Annotated in this window: 17 protein-coding genes and 1 pseudogene; 4 read left to right on the plus strand and 14 right to left on the minus strand. The window is 68.5% G+C overall.

Going from position 1 to position 24338, the window contains the following annotated elements; all coding sequences use genetic code 11:
- Window positions 1-95 precede the first annotated feature (95 nt).
- The 5 genes from gsiB to OJJOAM_RS24265 form a co-directional block, all read right to left on the minus strand.
- The gene (gene gsiB / locus OJJOAM_RS24245; protein WP_422650148.1) at window positions 96-1664 is read right to left on the minus strand and encodes a glutathione ABC transporter substrate-binding protein GsiB; all 1569 of its coding nucleotides are present in this window, start codon (window positions 1662-1664) and stop codon (window positions 96-98) included.
- A gap of 135 nt (window positions 1665-1799) precedes the next feature.
- Entirely contained in the window at window positions 1800-3719 is a 1920-nt protein-coding gene (locus OJJOAM_RS24250) for a dipeptide ABC transporter ATP-binding protein (protein ID WP_422650149.1), read from the minus strand.
- Between the two features lie 31 nt (window positions 3720-3750).
- Window positions 3751-4755 (minus strand): isoaspartyl peptidase/L-asparaginase family protein, encoded by a 1005-nt coding sequence (locus OJJOAM_RS24255; RefSeq protein WP_422650150.1) that lies wholly within the window; start codon window positions 4753-4755, stop codon window positions 3751-3753.
- 50 nt (window positions 4756-4805) lie between these two features.
- Entirely contained in the window at window positions 4806-5774 is a 969-nt protein-coding gene (locus OJJOAM_RS24260) for a MurR/RpiR family transcriptional regulator (protein WP_422650151.1), read from the minus strand.
- Window positions 5775-6150: 376 nt separating this feature from the next.
- The gene (locus OJJOAM_RS24265) at window positions 6151-6693 is read right to left on the minus strand and encodes a hypothetical protein (RefSeq protein WP_422650152.1); all 543 of its coding nucleotides are present in this window, start codon (window positions 6691-6693) and stop codon (window positions 6151-6153) included.
- A 132-nt stretch (window positions 6694-6825) separates the two neighbouring features.
- On the opposite strand from OJJOAM_RS24265, the gene OJJOAM_RS24270 reads away from it, so the two are divergent.
- Window positions 6826-7563: a type 1 glutamine amidotransferase domain-containing protein gene (locus tag OJJOAM_RS24270; protein WP_422650153.1), complete on the plus strand. Its 738-nt coding sequence runs from the start codon at window positions 6826-6828 to the stop codon at window positions 7561-7563.
- Between the two features lie 134 nt (window positions 7564-7697).
- Here the strand turns inward: OJJOAM_RS24270 and OJJOAM_RS24275 are convergent, their stop codons facing one another.
- The 5 genes and pseudogenes from OJJOAM_RS24275 to OJJOAM_RS24295 form a co-directional block, all read right to left on the minus strand.
- Window positions 7698-9149 carry an FAD-binding oxidoreductase gene (locus OJJOAM_RS24275; protein ID WP_422650154.1) on the minus strand — a complete coding sequence of 484 codons (1452 nt, stop codon included), beginning with the start codon at window positions 9147-9149 and terminating at the stop codon, window positions 7698-7700.
- A gap of 25 nt (window positions 9150-9174) precedes the next feature.
- A pseudogene (gene hpaI / locus OJJOAM_RS24280) lies at window positions 9175-9979 on the minus strand (4-hydroxy-2-oxoheptanedioate aldolase).
- A 110-nt stretch (window positions 9980-10089) separates the two neighbouring features.
- A complete protein-coding gene (locus OJJOAM_RS24285; protein ID WP_422650155.1) occupies window positions 10090-11565 on the minus strand; it encodes an NAD-dependent succinate-semialdehyde dehydrogenase in 1476 nt (491 codons plus the stop codon).
- A 142-nt stretch (window positions 11566-11707) separates the two neighbouring features.
- On the minus strand, window positions 11708-13231 hold the full coding sequence (locus OJJOAM_RS24290; RefSeq protein ID WP_422650156.1) for a UxaA family hydrolase: 1524 nt from the start codon (window positions 13229-13231) through the stop codon (window positions 11708-11710).
- An 82-nt stretch (window positions 13232-13313) separates the two neighbouring features.
- The gene (locus tag OJJOAM_RS24295) at window positions 13314-14348 is read right to left on the minus strand and encodes a tripartite tricarboxylate transporter substrate binding protein (protein ID WP_422650157.1); all 1035 of its coding nucleotides are present in this window, start codon (window positions 14346-14348) and stop codon (window positions 13314-13316) included.
- A 155-nt stretch (window positions 14349-14503) separates the two neighbouring features.
- Here OJJOAM_RS24295 and OJJOAM_RS24300 point away from each other — a divergent pair, with 155 nt between their 5' ends.
- On the plus strand, window positions 14504-15490 hold the full coding sequence (locus tag OJJOAM_RS24300) for a LysR substrate-binding domain-containing protein (protein ID WP_422650158.1): 987 nt from the start codon (window positions 14504-14506) through the stop codon (window positions 15488-15490).
- Between the two features lie 16 nt (window positions 15491-15506).
- On the opposite strand, the gene OJJOAM_RS24305 is transcribed toward OJJOAM_RS24300, so the two are convergent.
- The 3 genes from OJJOAM_RS24305 to OJJOAM_RS24315 all read right to left on the minus strand — a co-directional run bounded on the left by OJJOAM_RS24305 (window position 15507) and on the right by OJJOAM_RS24315 (window position 19699).
- Entirely contained in the window at window positions 15507-17030 is a 1524-nt protein-coding gene (locus OJJOAM_RS24305; RefSeq protein WP_422650159.1) for a TAXI family TRAP transporter solute-binding subunit, read from the minus strand.
- Window positions 17015-18208, minus strand: a complete 1194-nt coding sequence (gene gltS / locus OJJOAM_RS24310; protein WP_422650160.1) for a sodium/glutamate symporter — start codon at window positions 18206-18208, stop codon at window positions 17015-17017. Before gltS ends, OJJOAM_RS24305 begins: the two co-directional genes overlap by 16 nt.
- Before the next feature lie 150 nt (window positions 18209-18358).
- Entirely contained in the window at window positions 18359-19699 is a 1341-nt protein-coding gene (locus tag OJJOAM_RS24315) for a dicarboxylate/amino acid:cation symporter (protein WP_422650161.1), read from the minus strand.
- A gap of 327 nt (window positions 19700-20026) precedes the next feature.
- Between OJJOAM_RS24315 and OJJOAM_RS24320 the strand changes: the two genes are divergently transcribed.
- Entirely contained in the window at window positions 20027-22009 is a 1983-nt protein-coding gene (locus OJJOAM_RS24320; RefSeq protein WP_422650162.1) for a sensor histidine kinase, read from the plus strand.
- The gene (locus tag OJJOAM_RS24325) at window positions 22006-23406 is read left to right on the plus strand and encodes a sigma-54-dependent transcriptional regulator (RefSeq protein WP_422651049.1); all 1401 of its coding nucleotides are present in this window, start codon (window positions 22006-22008) and stop codon (window positions 23404-23406) included. The genes OJJOAM_RS24320 and OJJOAM_RS24325 overlap by 4 nt, the downstream gene beginning before the upstream one ends.
- 218 nt (window positions 23407-23624) lie before the next feature.
- Here the strand turns inward: OJJOAM_RS24325 and OJJOAM_RS24330 are convergent, their stop codons facing one another.
- On the minus strand, window positions 23625-24320 hold the full coding sequence (locus tag OJJOAM_RS24330; protein ID WP_422650163.1) for a DUF2239 family protein: 696 nt from the start codon (window positions 24318-24320) through the stop codon (window positions 23625-23627).
- Between the last annotated feature and the right edge of the window lie 18 nt (window positions 24321-24338).

The following is a 24338-nucleotide window of genomic DNA, read 5'->3' on the forward strand; positions in this document are numbered from 1 at the left end:
GGGGGGGCTTGCAACAATGGCAATGAGGGTGGCTGCAAAGACCGCCGGCCGCCCGCCCCGCCCCCGCATACCTGGGGCGGGCGGCGCTGCGCGGCTTACTGCGAGCTGCCCTTGATATCGATGTTCTCGAACTCGAACGAGCCGTCGGGCATCACGTAGGCGCCGCTCAGCCGCTTGCTGCGGGCATACAGCACCTGCTCGGTCACCAGGAAGGCCCACGGCGCGTCGGCCCAGATGCGCTGCTGCGCGTCCTTGTACAGCCGCGCCTTCTCGTTGCGATCGGTGGTGCGCAGCGCGCCGGCGATATCGGCATCGACCTGGTCGCTCTTGTAGTACGCCGTGTTCAGCAGCTTCGGCGGCATCGATTCGGACGCCAGCAGCGGACGCAGCGCCCAGTCCGATTCGCCGGTCGACGAGGACCAGCCGACGTAGTACATGCGCACGCCCGCGTCTTCCGGCTTGGGCACGCTCTCGACCTTCTCGACGCGCTGGCCGGCCTCGAGCGCCTGCACCGAGGCCTTGATGCCGACCTGCTGCAGTTGCTGCTGCACGAACTGGATCACCTTCTGCGCGGTGGTGTGGTTATAGGCCGACCACAGCGTGGTTTCGAAGCCGTTCGGATAGCCGGCCTCCTTCAGCAGCGCACGGGCCTTGGCCGGATCGTACGGCCACGGGCCCAGCTTCTCCGCGAAATCGACGCCCGGCGGCACCACGCCTTCGGCCGGCACCGCATAGCCGGCGAACGCCACCTTGGCCAGCGCCTGCTTGTTGATCGCGTAGTTGATCGCCTGGCGCACCTTGGGATCGTTGAACGGCTTGACCTGCGTGTTGAGCGACAGGTAGCGCTGGATGATCGACGGCGCGGCGATCAGATCAACCTTCGGGCTGGCCTTGAGCACCGCGGCCTGCTCGAACGGAATGCTGAAGGCGAAGTCCGCCTCGCCGGTCTGCATGATGGCCGAGCGGCTGTTGTTGTCGACCACCGGCTTCCAGGTGATGGTGTCGATCTTCGGCAGGCCGCTCTTCCAGTAGCCGGCAAACTTCTTGCCGCGCAGGTGGTCGGGCTGCTTCCACTCGACGAATTCGAAGGGGCCCGTGCCGACCGGGTGGAAGGCGATGTCCTTGCCGTACTTCTTCAGCGCGGCCGGCGAAATCATCACGGCCGACGGATGCGCCAGCACGTTGATGAACGGCGAGAACGGCTCCTTCAGCGTGATCTTGACCGTGGTCGGGTCGACTACGTCGGTGCGCGCGACGCGGTTGAACAGTGTGTAGCGCTTGAGCTTGTTGGCCGGGTCGGTGACGCGGTCCAGGTTGGCCTTGACCGCGGTGGCGTCGAAGCTGGTGCCGTCGTGGAACTTGACGCCCTTCCTGACCTTGATCGTGTAGACCAGTCCGTCCTTGCTGACGTCATAGCTGTCGGCCAGCACGTTGACCAGCTTCATGTCCTTGTCCAGGCCGAACAGGCCCTGGTAGAAGCTCTTGGAAACCGCCTGCGACAGCGTGTCGTTCGAATCGTAGGGATCGAGCGTGGTGAAGGTCGAGGCCACCGCCATCACCGCATCCTTGGCGGCGAAGGCCGGTCCGGCCGCAAACGCGGCCATCAGCAGGCCGCCGGCAAACAGGCGCGCCGCGCCACATCGGGACAAACTGGCTTGCATCATTGTCGATTCTCCTTGGTAAGACTGGCAGGGTGATGGGGCTGGGTCGGCTCTTGGCGGCCTTGCAGCCCGGGTTGGCTCAATACGGTTGACTCAATTCGGGTCGACTCAATTCGGCTCGACTCGATACGGGTTGGCTCAATAGGCGCCGCCCACGGCGTGCCGGGCAACGAAGTGGTCCGGGGCGACGGCCACCAGCGGCTGCACCACCGGCTCGTCGCCGATCGCGCGGATCGGGCTCGGCAGCTCGTCGGCCTGCGGCTCGCGCCGCAGATGCCGGCGCGCGGGGTCGGCCACCGGCACCGCGGACATCAGCTTCTTCGTATAGGGATGCTGCGGATTCTCGAAGATCGCGCGGCGCGGGCCGATCTCGACGATCTGCCCCAGATACATCACCGCGACCCGATGGCTGACGCGTTCGACCACCGCCATATCGTGCGAGATGAAGAGGAAGGCGATGCCCATCTCGCGCTGCAGGTCGAGCATCAGGTTGACGATCTGCGCCTGGATCGAGACGTCCAGCGCCGACACCGACTCGTCGGCGATCACGACCTTCGGGTTCAGCGCCAGGGCGCGCGCGATGCAGATGCGCTGGCGCTGGCCGCCCGAGAACTCGTGCGGATAGCGGGCGGCATGGGTCGGCGACAGGCCGACCTTGTCGAGCAGCCACGCCACGCGCTGCTCGGCCTCCTTGCCGCTGGCGACCTTGTGCACCAGCAGCGGCTCCATGATCGAATAGCCGACCGGCACGCGCGGATCGAGCGAGGCGAACGGGTCCTGGAAAATGAACTGGATATTGCGGCGCAGGCTCTGCAGCGCGGGCCCCGACAGTTCGCCGATGTTCTGGCCGGCAAATTCGATGGTGCCGCTCTGGCTGTCGACCAGCCGCAGCAGCGAGCGGCCCGTCGTCGATTTGCCGCAGCCCGATTCGCCGACCAGCGCCAGCGTCTCGCCGGGATACAGATCGAAGCTGACGCGCTCGACCGCATGCACGCGGCGCGTCGGCCGTCCGAACAGCCCACCCGGCACGTCGAAGCGGGTCACGAGATCGCGCACGCGCAGGATCGGCTGGGCCGAGGCATCGGGACGCGTCGCCGCGGCCGGCGTATCGCCGCGGACATCGGCACCCGCATGCCCATCGCCGCCCTCGACGCGCACCAGCGGAAACTTGGCCGGCAAATCGGTGCCCGCCATCGCGCCCAGCTTGGGCACCGCCGACAGCAGTGCGCGCGTGTAGGGATGCGCGGGCCGCGCGAACACGGTCGGCGCCTCGCCCTCCTCGACCTTCTCGCCGCGGTACATCACCAGCACGCGGTCCGCCATTTCGGCCACCACGCCCATGTCGTGCGTGATGAACAGCACGCCCATCTGCATCTCGGCCTGCAGATTGCGGATCAGCTGCAGGATCTCGGCCTGGATGGTGACGTCCAGCGCCGTGGTCGGCTCGTCGGCGATCAGCAGCGCGGGCCGGCACGACAGCGCCATCGCGATCATCACGCGCTGGCGCATGCCGCCGGACAGCTGATGCGGATAGCGGTCCAGCACGCGGCGCGCCTCGGGGATGCGCACCAGTTCGAGCATCCGCAGGGCCTCGGCGCGGGCCGCCGCGCGGCTCTTGTTCTGATGCAGGCGGATCGATTCCGCGATCTGCTCGCCGACCGGGAACACCGGATTGAGCGAGGTCATCGGCTCCTGGAAGATCATCGCGATATCGGCACCGCGGATGCCGCGCATCGTGCCGCTGTCCGCGCTGGCGAGGTCGAGCACCTCGCCGCCACGGCGGCGCAGCAGCATGCTGCCGCTGGCCAGGCGCCCGCCGCCATGTTCGACCAGGCGCATCAGTGCCAGCGAGGTCACCGACTTGCCCGAGCCGGACTCGCCGACCACGGCCAGCGTTTCGCCGCGGTCGATATGGAAGGACAGCCCGCGCACGGCTTCGACGGTGCGTTCGGAGGTGGCGAAGCGCACCGTCAGGTCGTTGACGGACACGACGCGCTGCGGCGGCAGCGCCAGGCCGGATGCGGAAGGCGCGGAAGACGCGGAAGTCGATGTAGCCATGGAGTGTTCCTCGAAACCTGCGGGCATGGGGTCAGCGGTAGATCGCCACGTGGACCGGCTCGCCGACGCGGGCATGGCCGCGGTACATGCCTTCGGTGTTGAACGGCAGCGCGACATTGCCGGCCGCGTCGATCGCCACCAGCCCGCCCCGGCCCTGGATCGCCGGCAGGCTTTGCATCACGACCGCGTGCGTCGCGGCCTCCAGCGAGCTGCCGGCATAGCGCATGCGCGCCGAGATGTCGTAGGCCGCCACGGCGCGGATGAACATCTCGCCGGTGCCGGTGGTCGACACCGCCACCAGTTCGTCGGCATAGCAGCCGGCGCCGATCACCGGCGTATCGCCGACGCGGCCTAGCTGCTTGTTGGTGATGCCGCCGGTGGACGTTGCCGCGGCGAGCCGGCCCTGGGCGTCGAGCGCGACCGCGCCGACGGTGCCGAACTTGGTGCCGGGATCGAGCGGCTCGCCGCCCGCCTCATCGGCGTCGGGGCGCGCGGCCAGCGCGGCGGCGTCGTGATCGAGCAGGGCCATGCCGCTGCCCGCGCGGGCGCGTTGCCATTGCGCGTGGCGCTCCGGCGTGTAGTAGTAGTCCGCCTCGACCAGCGGCAGGCCCTGCGCCTGCGCGAAGGCTTCGGCGCCGTCGGCGGCGAACAGCACATGCTCGCTGCGCTCCATCACCGCGCGCGCCGCCAGCACCGGATTGCGCAGGCGCTTGACGCAGGCCACCGCGCCGGCGTCGCGGGTGGCGCCGTCCATCACCGCGGCGTCGAGCTCATAGGTGCCGGCGTTGGTCAGCACGGCGCCCTTGCCGGCATTGAACAGCGGGCAGTCCTCGAGCAGCCGCACCGCTTCGGTCACGGCTTCGACCGCGCTGGCCCCATCGGCCAGCAGGCGCTGGCCCGCGCGCAGGGCCTGTTCGAGCGCGGCGATGTATTGGGCTTCCTTGTCCGCGTCCATCGCGGCGCGGGTAATGGTGCCGGCCCCGCCATGGATGGCGATCACGGCCGTGGGCTTGGAGGTCGATCGGTCTGCGTTCATGGTGCTTGGTCGGCCTGCACGGCAGGCAACTGGGTAAGGCTCGGGGGGCGTTATTCGGTGCCGGGGTCCGGCCGCCGGCGCCGTGGCGCCTTGCCGGAGCCCGGACGGGGCTTGGATTGGGTGTCGCCGGCCGCGGCGGTGCGGCTGGAGTCGCCGCGGGCGTGGGTCTGATGCAGCCAGGGCAGCACGAATTCGGTCATGTCGGCGGCGGCCTTGACCGAGCCGGTGGCGCGGTGTGCCACCGCGCCGCACAGCGCCTCGATCATCGCCAGCACGGCCGCATCCGAGTTCGGCGACAGCTGCCGGCCGGCGCTGACGTAGAGCGCGATATCGGCAAACGGCGCCAGCGGCGAGGTCGGTCCGTCGGTCAGCGCCAGGATGCGGGCGCCGTGGGCGCGGGCGCGCTCGGTCAGCTCGACGCTGTCATAGACATAGCGGGGAAAGGCGATCGGGATCACCAGATCGCGGCTGGTCAGCTTGAACAGCTGCCGCGCCGCCGTGGACGCACCACCGACGCCGGCGACCGTGATCACCGTGCGGCAGTACATGTCGAGCCCGTGCTGCAGCAGGCCGGCCAGATAGCCGCTCGCGCCGAAGCCCAGCACATAGACGTGCTCGGCCTCGAGGATCGCCGTCACCGCGCGTTCGCAGGCATCGGCATCGAGCGCGCGGCGGGTCGCCTGCAGGTTGCGCTCGTTCTCCTCCAGCGAGGCGGCGATGATTTCCGTGACGGTGGCCGGGCGCTCCAGTTCGGTGCGCAGCTTCTCGACCGGCGCCAGCGTGGCCTCGAAACCGCGCACCAGTTCGGCGCGGAACTGCGGGTAGCCGTCGAAGCCCAGCGCATGGGCAAAGCGGTTCGCCGTCGCCACCGACACCTGCACCGCCTGCGCGAACTCGTCGATGCGCATCGTCGCCGCGCGGAACGGGTTCGCCAGCACGTAATCCGCCATGCGCTGGTGCGCCGGCGTCAGCGACGGAAACACCTTCGCGATGCGCTGGGAGACCGTGGTCTCCGGCATGGCGTCTGGCACGGAATCGGCCGGCCTGGCAGCCGGGTCCGGACGGGAAGCAGTCATGGCTCTGCGGTGGGCCGGACGCAAATTGGTGCATCCGGTGAACGGCTATCGATGTAAACAAATTTACACGCAATAGCCGTGCCATGAAAATAGAGTTTACGTGAGCAAGGGTTAACCCGCATCTTTTAGCCAGCTTCGCTCCCTGCTGCGATTGACGGGATTGCCCAACTCGTTTAGATTCGTTGGATCGAAGCGACTGACCGGATGAGATCGAGCGCTTCCCAGCGGCGAAAGCCGTACTCGCGCAAGGCGGGTCGAAAGTGGTGTCCGGATCTGCTGCACAGAAAGGCGCCCCAGTGGCGCCTTTTTTACTGTTCGCCTACCTTTTGGTCGCGACTGGGTGGCCCAGATACACCTTTCCACACAGCAAGACGAAGCCGATGGAACCAAGAAGGACCGGCGCCCTTTCGGTCTGGTGGTAGGCGCTCTCCACGATCAGATTCAGATCCTGGGACCGCCTCCGGTCTGCCACGGGTCGGCGGACTTCAAAGAACACGTGATATGGACCTTTGGGGCCCTCTACGGTCATCGAGTAGGCCCAGTTACGTCGCGACGACGTTTGCCACACTTTCGCCTTCGGATGATTGAGCGCACGGATCACACTGGGAAGCTTTCGGGACAGGCGGTAGCGCGCCGGACAAAAGGCACGTGGCCGGTTCGTGGTGCCGTCAAAGATAGGGCGTCTTGAACCGGGCATCTCATCCAGGCACCTTTTCGTGAAGCAATGATTCGAAAAGGTGACGTGCATGCGAAGCGTCTTCTTGGCGAGGCGGCTTTCAACTGCCAAAGAAAACGGCTCCAGGTGTGCGAAATCGATGAGCTCGCCCTCGACCGCTACAGGCGGGAAGTAAGGTCGTGCCACGGGCTGGTCCTTGCAATGGCCCCCTGAACGAGGCACAAAGCGGCGATTCTCGGACAAGCGCCACCGTATCGCTTGCCATGCGGAACGCTTCTTGCAGCTTTCGAACTTCCCCCCGAAAAACAGGAGGCACCCATGCCAGCGCAACGCCGAATCCTGGTGGTCGCGACCAACGTCGACCAGTATCAAAAGGTGGGCTTTCGTACCGGCCTGTGGCTCAGCGAACTCACGCACTTCTGGGATGTGGCCGAGGAAGCGGGCCATACGCTGCAGCTGGCGTCGCCGTCGGGCGGCATGATCCCGATCGATCCCGAGAGCCTGATGCTGTCGGAACTTGCACGAAGTGCCGGCATGCGCAGCAGTGTTTTCAAACGCTATGAGGACCGGATCTTCATGGACCTGCTGAACGACACGGTCAACGTGGCGTCGATCGATCCAGGCGAGTTCGATGCCATCTACCTGACCGGCGGGCATGGCGTGATGTTCGACTTCCCGGGTTGCGAGCCGCTGGCGCGGCTGATCGCGGCGATGTACGAGCAGGGCCGCGTCGTGGCCGCGGTCTGCCACGGTCCGGCCGGGCTGCTGGACGTCAGGCTCGGCAATGGCGAGCTGCTGGTGCAGGGCAAGCGCGTGACCGGCTTCTCGTGGAACGAGGAGATCATGGCCAAGCGCGACTTTGCGGTGCCGTTCGGGCTCGAACAGGAGCTCGGCAAGCGCGGCGCGCAATACAGCAAGGCAATGCTGCCGTTCGCGCCTTATGTGGTCGAGGACGGGCGCCTGATCACCGGACAGAACCCGGGCAGCGCGTATGGCGTGGCCAAGGCGGTGCTGCGCACGCTGCGGCTGTCGGAGCCGGCGGCCGAGCCGGCTTGAACGTGCCGGCTCGAACGTGGCGGTTCGGACGTCTCGCCCTGAGCGTGCCCGCTTGAACAGCCCAGCTTGAACCTGCCGGCTAGCCCTGCCGGCTCAAACCGCCGCCCGGATGCCAGGGGCAGCGGTCCGAAACCTCAGCCGCCCTCGCCCATCGCCGGCAACACCCTGCCCGGATTCAGCAGATTCTTCGGGTCCAGCGCCCGCTTGACCTGCCACATCAGCTCGAGCTCGACCTGCGACTTGTAGCGCCGCAGATCGTCGCGCTTGACCGCGCCGATGCCATGCTCGGCCGAGATCGAGCCGCCTTCGCCGTGGGCGAGGCCATCGACCAGATCGGATACCGGCTTGTACCACTGCGCGAGGAAGGCCTTCGCGTCGGCGTCCTTCGGCCGCAGCGGATTGAAGTGGACGTTGCCGTCGCCCATATGGCCGTAGATCACCATGCGGGCATCGGGCACCAGTTCCAGCACGCGGCGCGAGGCCTCGTCGACGAAGTCCGCGATGCGCGACAGCGGCACTGACACATCGCACTTGATGCTGCCGCCGGTGCGCGTCTGCGCGTCCGAGATTTCCTCGCGGATGCGCCAGAAGGTCTGCGCGTCGGCGACGCTGGCCGCGATCGCGGCATCCTGCACCAGCTGCTGTTCGTAGCCTCTTTCGAGGATTTCCAGCAGCGTCGCCTCGAGGCTGGCGGCGTCCGCGCCCGAGCTCAACTCGATCAGCACCATCCACTCGTGCCGCTGCGCCAGCGGCGACGCGACATTGCCCAGATAGTCGAGCACCAGGTCAAGCGCCGGGCCCGAAATCAGCTCGAAGGCCGTGACGGCCCCGCCCGACAGCCGCTTGGCCTCGCCCAGCAGGCGCACGGCCGCATCCGGCGACGCCACCGCGACGAAGGCCACCGCGCTCGCACGCGGCTGCGGCATCAGCTTCAGCACCGCGGCCGTGATGATGCCGAGCGTCCCTTCGGCGCCGATGAACAGGTGCTTCAAGTCGTAGCCGGTGTTGTCCTTGCGCAGGCCGCGCAGCGACGAGTAGATGCGCCCATCGGGCAGCACCGCCTCGATGCCGAGCACCAGATCGCGCATATTGCCGTAGCGCAGCACCGCGGTACCGCCCGCATTGGTCGACAGATTGCCGCCGATCTGGCACGAACCCTCGGAGCCGATCCGCAGCGGAAACAGGCGCCCGCCCTCCTCGGCCGCGGCGCGGGCGGCGGCCAGCGTCACGCCGGCCTGCACCGTCAGCGTGTCGTTGACGGTGTCGATCGCCAGCACGCGGTTCATGCGGCTCAGGTTCAGCACCACGGCATCGCCGCGCGTGTCCGGCACCGCGCCGCCCATCAGCGAGGTATTGCCGCCCTGCGGCACCACGGGCACGTCGTGCGCATGGCACCACGCCATCACCGCGGCGACCTGCTCGGTGCTCGACGGCAGCACCACCACGCTGGCCTTGCCGCGGCTGATGCGCCGGTAATCGGTGACATAGGACTCGGTATCGGCGTCGGCGACGAGGCAGGCGTTGTCGCCGACGATGGCTTGCAGGGCGCGCAGCGTGGCGTCGCGAGTGGAACTATCCAGGGACATGATGCGAAGGAAGCGGCAAAAGCGTTCAGTAGGCGGCGGAGGGCCGTTGTGCGGGGACGGCGCCGTCCTCGCGGAAGGAAGCGGCCAGCTGGCGCGCGGCCTTGGCGAACAGCAGCACGTCGACGCCAGCGGCGACGAAGGTGCAGCCCAGCTCCAGATAGCGCCGCGCCAGTGCGGCATCGGACGTCAGCGTGCCCGCGGCCTTGCCGCTGGCCACGATGGTGCGCATCGCGTTCTCGATGGCCGCCTGCACTTCCGGGTGGCCGGGATTGCCGCGATGCCCCATCGACGCGGCCAGATCGGCCGGTCCGATAAAGACGCCGTCGATGCCATCGACCGCGCAGATCTCTTGCAGATTCGCCAGCGCGGTCACCGTCTCGGCCTGCACCAGCAGGCAGACCTCGTCGTCAGCGACATCGAGATAGTCTGCACGGCCGCTCCAGCGCGAGGCCCGCGCCACCGCGCTGCCGACGCCGCGGATGCCCTGCGGCGGATAACGCGTCGCGCTGACCAGCATGCGCGCCTGCTCGGCGGTATCGACCATCGGCACCAGCAGCGTGGTCGCGCCGATATCGAGCAGCTGCTTGATCAGCGGGACATCGCCCGCCACGGCGCGCACGACCGGCGCGCTCGGATAGGCGGAGACCGCCTGCAGCTGGGCCAGGATGCTGCGCACATCGTTGGGGGGCGTGCTCGCCGTCGATCAGCAGCCAGTCGAAGCCGGCCGTGGCTGCAACCTCGGCCAGATACGGGTCGGCCATCGACAGCCACAGGCCGATTTGCGGCCGGCGGGCGGCCAATGCGGTCTTGAAGGGATTGGATGCGGGCATGACGGGTCCTGTCAAAGCAATGCGGGTTCGATGGGCCTGGCGACCGAGCCTTGTACGGCGTCGTACGGCCTTGTACGGTTGCCTGCGGCGTTGTATGGCTGCGGCCGGCCTCAGTCCAGTTGCCCCTGGCACAAATACTTCAAATGCAGATAATCGTCCAGTCCATGGCGCGAGCCCTCGCGGCCGTAACCGGACTCCTTGACGCCGCCGAACGGCGCCGCCTCGGCCGCGATGGCGCCCTCGTTGATGCCGACGATGCCGGTCTCCAGCGCCTGTGCGACGCGCCAGATGCGGCGCACATCGTTCGAATAGAAGTAGGCGGCCAGGCCGAACGGCGTGTCGTTGGCGTGGCCGATCACCTCGTCCTCGCTCGCGAAGCGGAAGATCGGCGCGACCGGGCCGAAGGTTTCCTCGCAGGACAATGCCATCTGCGGCGTGGCGCCGACCAGCACGGTGGGCGCGTAGTAATGCGGACCGTCCGCGATACGCACGCGCTTGCCGCCGGTGACGACGCGCGCGCCCCGGGCCACGGCATCCTCGACATGGCGGGCGATCTTGTCGACCGCGCGCGCATTGATCATCGGGCCGATCTGCGAGCCCTCCTCGCTGGCGGGGCCGACCTTCAGCGCCTCGACGCGGCGCGCCAGCCGTTCGACGAAATCGTCGTGGACGGCCTCGTGCACGTAGATGCGGTTGGGGCAGACGCAGGTCTGGCCGCCGTTGCGGAACTTCGATGCCATCAGCCCTTCGACCGCGGCGTCGAGGTCCGCATCCTCGAACACGATAAAGGGCGCGTTGCCGCCGAGCTCCAGCGACAGCTTCTTCAGCGTCGGCGCCGACTCCCGCGCCAGATGCTTGCCGACCGGGGTCGAACCGGTGAACGTGATCTTGCGCACGCGGCTGTCGGCGAGCCAGACGTCGACGACTTCGGGCGTGCGTTCGCGCGAGGCGGTGACGATGTTCAGCACGCCCGCGGGCACGCCGGCAAGCTCGGCCAGATACACGAGCGCCAGCGCGGTCAGCGGCGTGTCCTCGGCCGGCTTGGCGACCACCGTGCAGCCGGCCGCCAGTGCCGGCGCGATCTTGCGCGCGATCATCGCCAGCGGGAAGTTCCACGGCGTGATCGCCGCCACCACGCCGACCGGTTCCTTCAGCACCAGCATCTTTCGGCCCGGCACGGCCTCGGCCACGATGTCGCCGCAGATGCGAACCGCCTCGGCGGCGAACCATTCGACGTACGCGGCGCCGTACTGCACCTCGCCGCGGCTCTCGTGCATCGGCTTGCCCTGCTCGGCGGAGATGATGCGAGCCAGGTCTTCCTGGTGCTCGAGGATCAGCGCATGCCAGCGCTGCAGCAGACGCGCGCGCTCCCGGGCCGGGCGGCGGCTCCAGTCGGTGAAGGCCGCGTGCGCGGCATCTGCGGCGCGGCGCGCATCGTCGGCGCCGCTGTCCGCCACCTGCGTCAGCGTCGCGCCGTTCGCGGGATTGGTGACATCGAGGCGCTCACCGCTCGCGGCGGGCTGCCACTGGGCGCCGATCAGATTCTGGCCGCGCAGCAGCGCGGCGTGGGAAAGCTGCAGGGACATGATGCGATGGAGGTCTTGGAGAAGGACGGTAAGCGGGTGGACGCGGCCGCATGCGGGCGTAGGTGGCCGCATGCGGCCGTAGAAAACGCCGAAAGCCGCCGCAAGCAGCCACGGGCGGCCACAAGCGACCGCATATGGCCGATCAGCTGACGATGCCCATATGCCAGGGCACGAACTCGTTGTCGCCCAGGCCGAGCAGCTCGCTGCGGGTCTTGTCGCCGGAGGCCACGCGCAGGATATGTTCGAAGATGCGCTGCCCCATCTCGGCGACGGTCAGTTCGCCATCGACGATGACGCCGCAGTTGATGTCCATGTCGTCGGCCAGGCGCCGGTACATCGGCGTGTTGGAGGCCAGCTTGATCGTCGGCGCGGGCTTGGAGCCGAACATCGAGCCGCGGCCGGTGGTGAAGCAGATCAGGTTGGCGCCGCTGGCAATCTGGCCGGTGACCGCCACCGGATCGTAGCCGGGCGAATCCATGAAGACGAAGCCTGCCTTGTCGATCGGCTCGGCGTACTGGTAGACCGCCTGCAGCGGCGTGGTGCCGCCCTTCATCGCCGAGCCCAGCGACTTCTCGAAGATGTTGGCGAGGCCGCCCTGCTGGTTGCCGTGGCCCACCACGCCGTTGAACTGCGCGTTGTGGCCGGCGGTATAGCGCTCCCACCAGGCCAGCCGGTCCAGCAGCTTCTGTCCGACCTCCGGCGTGACGGCGCGCCGCGTCAGCATGTATTCGACGCCATGAATCTCGGGCGTTTCCGACAGGATCGCGGTGCCGCCGTGGCGCACCAGGATGTCCATCGCCGCGCCCAATGCGGGATTGGCAGTGATGCCGGAGAACCCGTCGGAGCCGCCGCACTCCAGGCCGATCTTCAGATGGCTGGCGGACACCGGCTGGCGTTGCGCGGCATTCGCTGCCGGCAGCATCGATTCGATCGCGCGGATACCGGCGGCGATGGTCTCGCGCGTGCCGCCGGTGTCCTGCATCACCATCGTATGCAGCTGGCTGCCGGCCTCCAGTTGCTGCGACTCGACCAGCGAGGCGACCTGATTGCGTTCGCAGCCCAGCCCCACGATCAGCACGCCCGCCAGATTCGGATGGCGCGCATAGCCGGCCAGCGTGCGGCGCAGCAGATCGAAATGCTCGCTCGGCGACGACATGCCGCAACCGGTGCCATGGGCAAACGCCACCACGCCGTCGACATTGGGATAGGCCGCGAGCCGCTCCCGCGTGAAATGGTCGGCGATATGCCGGATCACCGTGGCCGAGCAATTGACCGACGACAGGATGCCGATGAAATTGCGCGTGCCGACGCGGCCGTCGGCGCGCACGAAACCCTGGAAGGTCGCGCGCTCGGCCTCGGGCACATAGTCGATCGGCCGCACATCGCTGCAGAAAGCCGGGTCGCGATAGAAATCGACCAGCTTCAGGTTATGCGAATGCACGTGCTCGCCCGGCGCGATATCGCGGTCCGCCACGCCGATCACGGTGTCGTACTTGCGCACCGGCTCGCCCTTCGGGATCGCGCAGGCGGCGATCTTGTGGCCGGCCGGCACCTGGGCCCGCGCGCGCACGCCAAGCTCGGGCAGCGGCTGCCCCAGCGCCAGGTCCTGGCGGGCGATCAGCACGTTGTCGTTGGCGTGCAGGCGGATGACGGCATTGACGTTCACGTCGAACAGTTCCTGTGGTTGGCGGGGGCAATCGGCAATCGGCGGTCGGCGGTCGGCGGTCCGCGGGCGGCGGCTTGCGGGATCAGCTCTGCTGCAGCATTTCCTTCAGCTTGAGCCGCTGGATCAGCTGGGTTTCCTGCTCGTAGACCGTCGCCACGTACTTCTTGTAGTCGGGGCCGTCGAGGTACATCACCGGCGCGTCGATGCGCGCGGCCACCTGCCTGAATTCCTTGCTGGCGACCGCGGCGCGGAAGGCGTCGCGCAGCTGCTTCTCGATGGCCGGGTCCAGCCCCTTCGGCGCGCCAATGCCGTTGGGCGCCTCCACCACGACGTCGTAGCCGAGTTCGCGCAGCGTCGGCGTGTCCTTGAAGCGCGGCGTGCGCTGCTCGCCCCAGGTCGCCAGCAGCCGCAACTTGCCGGACTCGACGTGCGGCGCCCACGAGCTCGAATCGGCCAGCAGGTCCACCTGACCGCCGAGCACATCCTGCAGCGCCGCCGAGCCGCCCTTGTAGGCGATCGCGTTGAAACGCACGCCGGCGGCCAGCGCGAACTGCTCCATGCCGACATGGGTCGCCCCGCCGATGCCGGCGTGGGCATAGGTCAGCTTGGCCGGATTGGCCTTGGCCGCGGCGACGACTTCCTGCAGGGTCTTGTACGGCGAACTGGCCGGCACCGCGATGCCGAAGGTCTGCCCGGAGGTGCGCGCCAGATAGGTCAGCTCGGTGCGCGGATCGATCTCCAGCATGCCCAGCTGCGAGAAGCGCGTTACCGAGATCGGAATCTGGCCGATGGTGTAGCCGTCCGGCTTGGCCCGCGCCAGCGCGCGGGTGCCGATCATGCCCGAGGCGCCGGCACGGTTCTCGACGACGATCGATTGCTTCAGGATGCCCGAGGCGACCTGGCACAGCGCGCGCATCGACTGGTCGGCGGTGCCGCCGACCGGCCACGGGCAGATGAAGGTGATCGGGCGTTCGGGATACGTGGCGGCGCTGGCGCCGCGGGCCAGCAGCATGCCGGCGGTGCCGGTGGCAGCCGCCGCGGCGGCCGTCGCGACACTGGCGCTGGCGCCCAGGATCAGGCGGCGGCGCGCGGGATTGGTGGGGGAACCTTGGTTCATTGTCGTCCTCGCACTGTGTTATCGGTGGTGGCCGGCGCGCATCGAGGCAACGCCATGGGCGGCATTGTGTCCGGCTACGACATAACGATCCAATCCAATATCGTCATTGCTTCATAACCTTTTCGTTAAGTAGGCGGCGCGGTAGACTGCGCGGCATGCCCCATATCGACCGCGCGCTGCGCTCCAATATCAAGCTACGTCATCTGCAGTTGCTGGTGGCGCTCGACGAGTTCCGCCATCTCGGCAAGACCGCCGAGTTCCTGTCGATCAGCCAGCCCGCCGTGTCCAAGACGCTGACCGAGGTCGAGAAGATGCTCGGCCTGGTGCTGTTCTCCCGCTCGACCCGCGGCACCGAACCGACCGCGGCGGGAGAAGCGCTGATCCGCTTCTCCCGCCGCGTGCTGGCGCAATACGATCGCACGCGCGAGGAGATCGAGGCCGTCGACACCGGCGCGGCCGGGCGCGTGCGCGTCGGCGCGATGGGCGCGGCGCTGCCGGTGCTGCTGGCGCGCGCCACCGCGCGGCTGAAGTCCCGCTCGGCGCAGGCCAGCGTGCTGATCGAGGAAGGCGATCTCACGCATCTGCTGCCCAAGCTGCGGCTGTCCGAGCTGGACCTGATCGTGGGCCGGCTGGAGCCGGGCTATGCGGCGCCAGACCTGGCGACCGAGGCGCTGTACAACGAGCCGATGGTGGCCGTGGTCCGTCCCGGGCATCCGCTCGCCGGCAAGCGCAAGGCCGGCTGGGCCGACCTGGCGCAGCTGCCCTGCGTGATGCCGCCGCCCTGGGCCTCGCTGCGGGTCAAGCTGGAGCAGGCGTTCCTCGCCCAGGGCCTGGAGCCGCCGTCGGACCGGATCGAGACCTCGTCCTACCTGGCGGTCTCGACCTTCGTCACGCAGCGCGAGGCCGTCGGCTTCCTGGCGCGCTCGGTGGCGAAGCAGTTCGCCAGAGAAGGCAGGCTCGAGGTCGTGAACATCGCCGTGCCGATCGAGCTGCCGCCGGTTGGAATCATCACGCTACGGGCTTCGCGCGAGGCCGGGCTGGGCGCGAGTGCGGAGCATCTGATCGATTGCCTGCGATTGGCGGCGGCGGAGATGGAAGGCGGGGAAAAGCCGCGGCGAGGGAGCGCACGGCGTGGGACATGATCCCGTCGATGGGTCATCATCGCCCCTGCCGCGCCGGCGCGCCGCCCTTGATGAGCGCCTCGATCGCCCGGGCCGCCGCCAGATGCTGCGGCACCGATAGCCCCTGCGTCGCCGTGGCCGGCGCGATCTGGGCGCCTTGCGCGCTGCCGCGCGCGGTGAAGTCCGCGCCCGGCGCATACACGTTGCGCGCGATCGCGCCGACCTCGGCGTCGGACAGATCGGCAGCCACCAGCAATTGCGCGGCGACGGCCACGGTGGCCACGCTGGCGGCCTGGTTCGCATAGGTGCCGGCCGGCACCGTATAGCGGAAATAGCCGCGGCCCGAATCGGCGAGCGCGGCAGCGGCCTTGTCGCCGAGCGGCAGCAGGCGCAGCGGAATCGCGGCCAGCGCGTCGCGGATGCTCTCCGACGGCACGCCGATGATCTGGATCACGGCATCGACCTCGCCCTGCCGAAGCGCCACCAGCGAGGCGTTGATGCCGAGTTCGCGCCCGGCAAAATCCGCTGGCTTCAGCCCGTGCGCGGCGAGCACACGCAAGGCCGTCCGCTGCGACGCGCCGCCCTTCTCGCCGATCGCGATGCGCTTGCCGCGCAGGTCCGCCACCGTCTTGACGGCCGCATCGGCGCGCACGAGGACATGCACGGCTTCGGGATACAGGCTGCCGATCGCACGCAGCGAGGTGAACGGGCCATCGGCGGCGAAGTCGCCGTCGCCGCGATAGGCGTCGAGCGCCGCATCGGCCTGCGCCAGCGCGAGCGAGGCCTTGCCCTGGCGCAGCATGCGCAGGTTCTCGTCGCCGCCGCGCGTGACCAGCGGCACCACGCGCGCGCCGGGATTGGCGGCCAGGGCCTGGGCGAAACGCAGGTATTGCCCGCCCTCGGCGCCCGCTGCGAGCGGGTAGCCCTGCTTGGCGCGAGCGAGCCGCGCGCGGATGCTGGCATGCGCGGCGGCAAGTTCCTGCGTGATCATCGCGTGCTGCTCTGGCGACGATTCGGCCGGCACGGATTCGACGATGCGGCGCACGGCCTCCAGCATCGCGGCCGCGCCTTGCGGGGCGCTGGCGGCATAGGCGGGCGCCGTGACCGGACGGTAACCGCCCGACACCACCGGCACCCATCGCCCATTTTCTTCGCGGTACACCGCGGCGCCGTGCGCGCGGATGATGTCGCCCGCCTTGTTGCCGCCCAGCGCAATGCCCTGCACGCCCTTGGGCGCCGCACCGAGCGCCGAGATCAGGCCAGCGACGCCGGGCGCATCCCATGCGCCGAAGTCGAAGTCGCGCGTCAGCTTCAGCTCGGCGTCGAAGTAGACGACACGCCGGTCTTCGCCCGGAGGACCGCGCCGATCGGTCTGCGAGCCCTGGCGCCGCAGGTCCGCCACCTCGACCGTTCCCGGCGGCAGCGCCTGCGCCAGCCGCGCGGTGACGTCCTTGCGCAGCGCGTCGGCGTCCGGGCCGCGCTCGCATCCCGCCAGCAGCGACGCGACGATCAGGGCAAACAGCGCGAAGAACAGGCGGCGCACGATCAGCCTCCCATCCATGGCATCGCCAGCATCAGCGTCAGCACGAAGGCATTCATGATGTCGACGAAGAAGGCGCCGGCCAGCGGCGCCACCACGAAGCTCTTCGGTGCCGGTCCGTGCTTGGCGGTGATCGCCTGCATATTGGCCATCGCGGTGGCGGTCGAGCCCATGTTGAAGCCGATGAAGGCGGCAGACAGCACCGCGGCCTCGTAGTCGCGCCCCATGAAGCGGAAGCAGACCAGCACCACATACAGCACGATAAACACCACCTGCATCGCGATGATGGCGATGAAGGGACCCGCGGACAGCGCCACGTCGACCAGGTCGAGCGCCATCATCGTCATCACCAGGAACAGCGACAGGCTCACATTGGAGATCAGCTCGGCCGGCCGGTCGTCGAAGCGCACGCCGGTCAGCGGCAGCAGGTTGCGGATCACGATGCCGGTCAGCATGCACCAGAGAAAGCCGGGGATGGTGATGGCCTGGCCCGAGAACAGCGAGGCGAGCCAGCGTCCGACCACTACCGCCACCAGGATGCCGCCCAGCGCGCCAACGGCCGCGACGGTCGTGATCGGAAAACCATGGGCCTCGGCCTCGACGCTCGCTTCGTCCTCGCCCTGCGAGCGCAGGCGATATCGCGAGATCAGGTACTGCGCGACCGGCCCCGCGATGATGCCGCCGACGATCAGGCCGATCGTCGCCACCGTCATCGACAGCTCCATCACCGACTGCAGATTGTTGATCTCGGCGAAGCGCTCGGCATAGGCGGCGCCGGTGCCGTGCCCACCCACCAGCGTGATCGAACCGCCGACCAGCCCGAAGATCGGATGCAGGTCCATCGCCTTGGCCATCGCGACGCCGACGGTGTTCTGCACCGCGATATAGGGAAACAGCACGATCAGGAAGATCACCAGCGCTTTGCCGCCCTGCTTCAGCGCGCGCAGGTCCGCGCCCATGCCGACGCCGGCGAAGAACATCAGCAGCAGCACGGGCTTGATGGCGGCGTCGATGACGACGCGGAAGTCGAACAGCGCGACCGCGATCGCCGCGACCGCGGCGAACAGGACCCCGCCGGTGATCGGATCGGGAATGTTGTAGCGCGACAGAAAGGCGACCCGGCGATTGATCAGCGTACCGAGCAGCAGGACCAGCACGGCGATCAGCACCGAGGTGACCGGATCGAGGCGAATCTGCATCGAGTTCCCATCCTTGCCCGCCTGTGCCGGCGGAAAAGTGACGCGTATGGATCTATGCCAGCATAGACGCGGCAAATGCGAACCGCAATGCGCAAAAAAATGCCGGACGCGATCGACCGCGTCCGGCATTCGAGCAAGCGCCGCGGAAGCTTACGCCGCCGACTGCGTCAGCTCGGGCGTACTCGGCGCGGCGGGCGCGACGGCCTCGCCGGCCATCGCCTTGCGCAGCTGATCCTTGTCCAGCTCGCCTTCCCAGCGCGCGACGACGATCGCGGCGGTCGCGTTGCCGACCAGATTGGTCAGCGCGCGGCATTCCGACATGAAGCGGTCCACGCCCAGGATCAGCGCCATGCCGGCGACCGGCACCGACGGCACCACCGCCAGCGTGGCCGCCAGCGTGATGAAGCCCGCGCCGGTCACGCCGGCCGCGCCCTTGGAGCTGAGCATCGCGACCAGCAGCAGCAGGATCTGGTCGCCGAACGACAGGTGGATGTCGCAGGCCTGCGCGATGAACAGCGCTGCCATCGTCATGTAGATATTGGTGCCGTCCAGATTGAACGAATAGCCGGTCGGCACGACCAGGCCGACCACCGACTTGGCACAGCCGGCCCTCTCCATCTTCTGCATCAGCGTCGGCAGCGCGGCTTCCGACGAGCTGGTGCCCAGCACCAGCAGCAGTTCCTCGCGGATATAGCGGATCAGCTTGACGATCGAGAAGCCGTTGTAGCGCGCCACCAGCCCCAGCACGATCAGCACGAACAGCAGCGACGTCAGATAGAAGGTGCCGACCAGCATCGCCAGGTTGGCCACCGACTTGATGCCGTACTTGCCGATGGTGAACGACATCGCGCCGAACGCGCCGATCGGGGCGACCTTCATCAGGATCGACACCAGGCGGAACACCGGCAGCGTGACCGCCTGCAGGAAATCGACCACCGGCTTGCCGCGCTCGCCCACCAGCGCCAGCGAGATGCCGAACAGCACCGCGACGAACAGCACCTGCAGGATGTCGCCATTGACCATGGGGCTGAGCACCGTGGTCGGAATGATGTTCATCAGGAAACCGGTGATGGTCGAATCGTGCGCCTTGGCGACATAGCCGGACACCGCGTTCGAATCCAGCGAGGCCGGGTCGATGTGCAGGCCGTGGCCGGGCTGGACCACGTTGCCGACGATCATGCCGACCGCCAGCGCCAGCGTCGAGAACGTCAGGAAGTAGATCATCGCCTTGCCGGCGACGCGGCCGACCTTCTTCAGGTCCGACATGCCGGCGATGCCGGTGACCACGGTCAGGAAGATCACCGGGGCGATGATCATCTTGACCAGCTTGATGAAGCCGTCGCCGAGCGGCTTCATGCTCGAGCCGAGGTCGGGCCAGTAGTGGCCCAGCGCGATGCCGGCGACGATGGCGACCAGCACCTGCACGTACAGATGGCGATAGAACGGACGAGGCTGCGCGGCCGTGGCCGCGGCGGTGTGGGTGTCGATCATGCGGGTGTCCCCTGCCAATGGGCTGCCGGGCGCCATGCGGGGGCACGCGGCGGCGAGTTTCTTGAAATATCCTGGCCGAGCGGATGCGGCGCCGGACCAGCCGCTGTCGCAATGCGTGTGCCAGCCAGATGTCTTTCACAACCCTTTGATCTTTAAAGGAAAAATTCTGAAGCGCCGCGCAGCTCGCTGGCGTTTGAGTGGAAATCCACATAGAATTCGGGCCGCTTGTATGGAAATCCACACAACTTTCGCCGCACACGCTGCCGCTCAGGCATCCGGCGTGCAGGCCTGACCGCTCCACAACCGCCCCGTCCCCTCCACCCGCCGATGGCCCAACCGCCCGCCTCGCCCCTGCCGACCGACCACGCGCCCGCGCGCCGGTCCTTCTCGCCGCGCGCCGCGGCGGGCGTCGCGCTGGCGGTGCTGCTGTTGCTGGCGCTGACCGTCGCCGTGCTGCGGTGGGTCGAGCGGACGGCGCATCGCGAGGCCACCGCGGCGGTCACCCAGCGCGCGCTGACGGCCGCGCAGTTCAACGTCGCCACGCTGCGGCGGGATCTCGAAAAGCATCGCGCGCTGCCGTTCGTGCTGGCGCAGGACCCGGACCTGAAGACGGCGCTGGCGACGGCCGACCCGCAGCGCCTGGCCGCGCTGAACGGCAAGCTCGAGGCGCTGGCGGCCGGCACGGGCGCCTCGGTGATCTACGCGGTGGACCGGCGCGGCTTGACGGTCGCCTCCAGCAACTGGCGCGGTCCCGACAGCTTCGTCGGCGAGAACTACGCCTTCCGCCCCTACTACCAGGGCGCGATGGCCGGCGGCGCCGCCGAGCACTTCGCCCTGGGCACGATCAGCCGCCGGCCCGGCCTGTACCTGTCGCACCGGCTCGACGATGCCGGCGGACAGCCGCTGGGCGTGGTGGTCGTCAAGGTCGAGTTCCCCGGCCTGGAGGAAGACTGGGCGCACCTGGCCGAGCCGGTCTTCGTCACCAACAGCGATGGCGTGGTGCTGTTGACCAGCGAGCCCGGCTGGCGCTTCCGCTCGATGGTGCCGCTGGGCGAGGCGGCGGCCGAGCAGTTGCGGCGCAGCCTGCAGTTCGGCGATGGGACCTTCGCCCCGCTGCCGATCCGGCCGTTTTCCGCCGCGGCCGGTGGCGCGCCGGCGCGCAAGCCGCCGGCCAGCGGCGAGGAGGTGCGTGCCGACGTGCCCGGTCATCCGGTCGGTGACAGCTATCTCCACGTTGCGCTGCCCGTTCCGTCCACCCATTGGACCTTCCATCTGCTGACGCCCAGCCGCGACGAGCGGACCGGCATCGCGGCGCGGATGCAGGCGCAGGCGCTGGTGGTGCTGCTGCTCGCCTATATCGCCATTGCCACCGTGGTCTACGCGCGGCGCCGGCTGCGGCGGCACAACGCGCAGCAGGCCGCGATCCGCGCCGAGCTGACCGCGCGCGTGCAGGCGCGCACCGCGGAACTTCAGGCCGCCAACGACCAGTTGCGCGCCGAAATGGAGGAACGCCGCCAGGCCGAGCTGCGGCTGCACGCCGCGCAGGAGGAACTGGTGCAGGCCAACAAGCTGACCTTTCTCGGCCAGATCGCCGCCGGCGTCGCGCACGAGATCAATCAGCCGGTGGCGGCGATCCGCAGCTATGCCGACAACGCCGGCAGCTATCTGGAACGCGGCGAGGCGGACGCCGCGCGCGCCAGCCTCGCGCGGATCGGCGCCCTGACCGAGCGCATCGGCGCCATCACGGGCCAGCTGCGCGCGTTTGCCCGCAAGGGTTCGGGCGCGCGCGAGCCGACGCCGGTGGACGACGCGATCGAGGGCGCGCTGCTGTTGCTGGGGCCGCGGCTGCGCACGCAGCCCGTCGCCCTGGTGCGTTCCGGCGACAAGAGCCTGCGGGTGCAGGCCGAACGGTTGCGGCTTGAGCAGGTGCTGGTCAATCTGCTGCAGAACGCGCTGGACGCCGTCGCCGGCCGCGACGATGCGCGCATCGACATCACGACCCATGCGGACGGTGCGAACGGTGCGAACGGTGCGAACGGTGCGAACGGTGCGAACGGTGCGGGCGGTGCGGAAGGTGAGCACGATGCCCGCGTCCGCATCGAGATCGCCGACAACGGCCCGGGCATCGCGCCCGAGATCGCCGAGCGGTTGTTCACGCCCTTCTCCACCTCGAAGCCGGAAGGCATGGGGCTGGGGCTGGTGATCAGCCGCGACATCGTCGCCGAGTTCGGCGGCACGCTGGATACGCGCCCCCGCAGCGGCGGAGCCGGCGGCGCGATCTTCACCATCACATTGAATTCATGCCCATGATGCAAACCACCGAGGGCCAAGCCGGCCAGGGCCCGGTACGCCGAGTCGCCCTGGTCGACGACGACCACGACGTCCGCGCCGCGGCGGCGGAAAGCCTGACGCTGGCCGGCTATCGGGTCGACGCGCACGCCGGCGCGCAGTCCTTTCTCGACAGCCTGCGCGACGGCTATCCCGAGGTGCTGGTCACCGATATGCGGATGCCGGGGCTCGACGGCCTGCAGCTGTTCGAGCGGGTGCTGGAGCGCGACGCCAGCCTGCCGGTGATCTTCATCACCGGCCATGGCGATATCGCGCAGGCGGTCGAGGCGATGCGCCGCGGCGCCTACGATTTTCTGGAGAAGCCCTACGCCACCCATCGCCTGCTGACCGCCGTCGGCCATGCCTGGGAACAGCGCCGTCTGGTGCTGGAAAACCGCCGGCTGCAGGACGCCGCGACGCAAGCGGAAAGCGCCTGGCCGCTGATCGGCGTCACGCCGGCGATGGAGCGATTGCGCCAGACCATCCGCCATATCGCCGATGCCGATGTCGACGTGCTGGTGGTCGGCGAAACCGGCAGCGGCAAGGAAATGGCCGCGACCGCGCTGCATCGCTGGAGCCGGCGCAGCGCCGGCGAGCTGGTCGCGCTCAATTGCGCGGCGCTGCCCGAGAGCGTGATCGAGAGCGAGCTGTTCGGCCACGAAGCCGGCGCCTTCACCGGCGCGCAACGCAAGCGGATCGGCCGCATCGAACACGCCAACGGCGGCACGCTGTTTCTCGATGAGATCGAAGGCATGCCGCCGTCGGTGCAGCTGAAGCTGCTGCGCGTGCTGGAGACGCGCAGCGTCGCGCCGCTGGGCACCAACGAAATGCGCCCGGTCGATTTGCGCGTGATTGCGGCCAGCAAGGTTGATCTTGGTGACCCGGCACAGCGCGGCGATTTCCGCGAGGATCTGTATTACCGCCTCAACGTCGTCACGCTGTATATGCCGCCGCTGCGAGAGCGGCGCGAAGACATTCCGCTGCTGTTCGAGGTCTTCACCGGCCAGGCGGCCCGCCGCTTCCAGCGCGAGGCGCCGCCGGTCACCGATGCGGTACGGCGCTACCTGAACACGCACTCGTGGCCGGGCAACGTACGCGAACTGCTGCATTTCGCCGAACGCTTCGTGCTGGGCGTCCATACGTTGCCGACGCCCCCCGCCGCTCAGGCCGCGACCTCGGGCGACACCAGCGCCGAAGGCACGCTCGCCGAACGGATGGACCGCTACGAAGCCCAGCTGATCCGCGACACGCTCGCCGCGAACGGCGGCAATGTCCGCGCCACGCTGGAATCCCTGGGGATCGCGCGCAAGACCTTCTACGACAAGCTGCATCGACATGGGATCGAGCGGCGGGAGTATTTGAGCGACAAGACGGAATAGCCATCAAAGGCATTGCGAACGCGAGCACCCGGGAAGAAGCGCAGACTTTTGAACTACGCTAGAATCCGACCGCTGCCCTAATCTGTCCTCTCCCGGATGTACATGCCGGTGATGACTCTAGGTACGTCAGTGGCCCGCCTCGCGCGGGCCATTTCATTTTGTACGCCGCACAGCCGGTGCCGGAAGAGCTCTGGTCCGCCGGGGCACGATTCCATGCGCTACGGCTGCTTCTGTTGCGTAGCGACGCGGCGGCGCGGCGCGGCCAGCGGTTCGGCGGTCTCTCCGCCAGGCGCCTCACCCTGGAACGCCGGCTCCGCCAATCGCCTGACGTGATCACGCAGGTCGCGCGGCCATGACTTCGTCAGCGTGATGAAACGCTGCCGGTCACCGGCATACAGCGCGCGGGATGCGTCCTCGTAGCCGGGCTGGTTGCCGAGCATCGCGAGCATGAAGCGGTCGGCTGCTTGCTGGGCTTCGCGCATCGCCCGGCGACCGCCGTCGTGCGCGCGCGCCTGCTCGACCAGCTTGCGCAGCGTCACCGAAGCCCCGCCCGGCTGCTCGGCCAGCCATTCCCAATGCCGCGGCAGCAAGGTGACCTCGCGCGCAATGACGCCAAGCTTCGGACGGCCCGGCGTCCGCCGGTCATCCCTCTCCCTTTGCCCGTCTTCCGCCTCCGCCGCCGTTGGCTGCTGTGGCTCCGGCTGCAACCGCGCCACGATCTCCTCGTCGCTGCCGCGCAAATCGAAATCGATCTGACGGCCGCTGCGGTCGTCGAATGCGAGCACCGTTTCGGCCGCTGCTTCGAGGCCGGGTTGGCCCAGGGCCCGCTTGATGGCCAGCGCCACCGTTCCGGCGCTGCCGGAAGCCAGACGCCGCTCGCCGATGAACGCGGTGCAGGTAGTCGAGTTGGACATGATGATCCTCCGTGAAGC

Origin of the sequence: Cupriavidus sp. H18C1, assembly GCF_049311595.1 — a bacterium.
In the GTDB taxonomy this organism is placed as follows: Bacteria; Pseudomonadota; Gammaproteobacteria; order Burkholderiales; family Burkholderiaceae; genus Cupriavidus; species Cupriavidus cauae.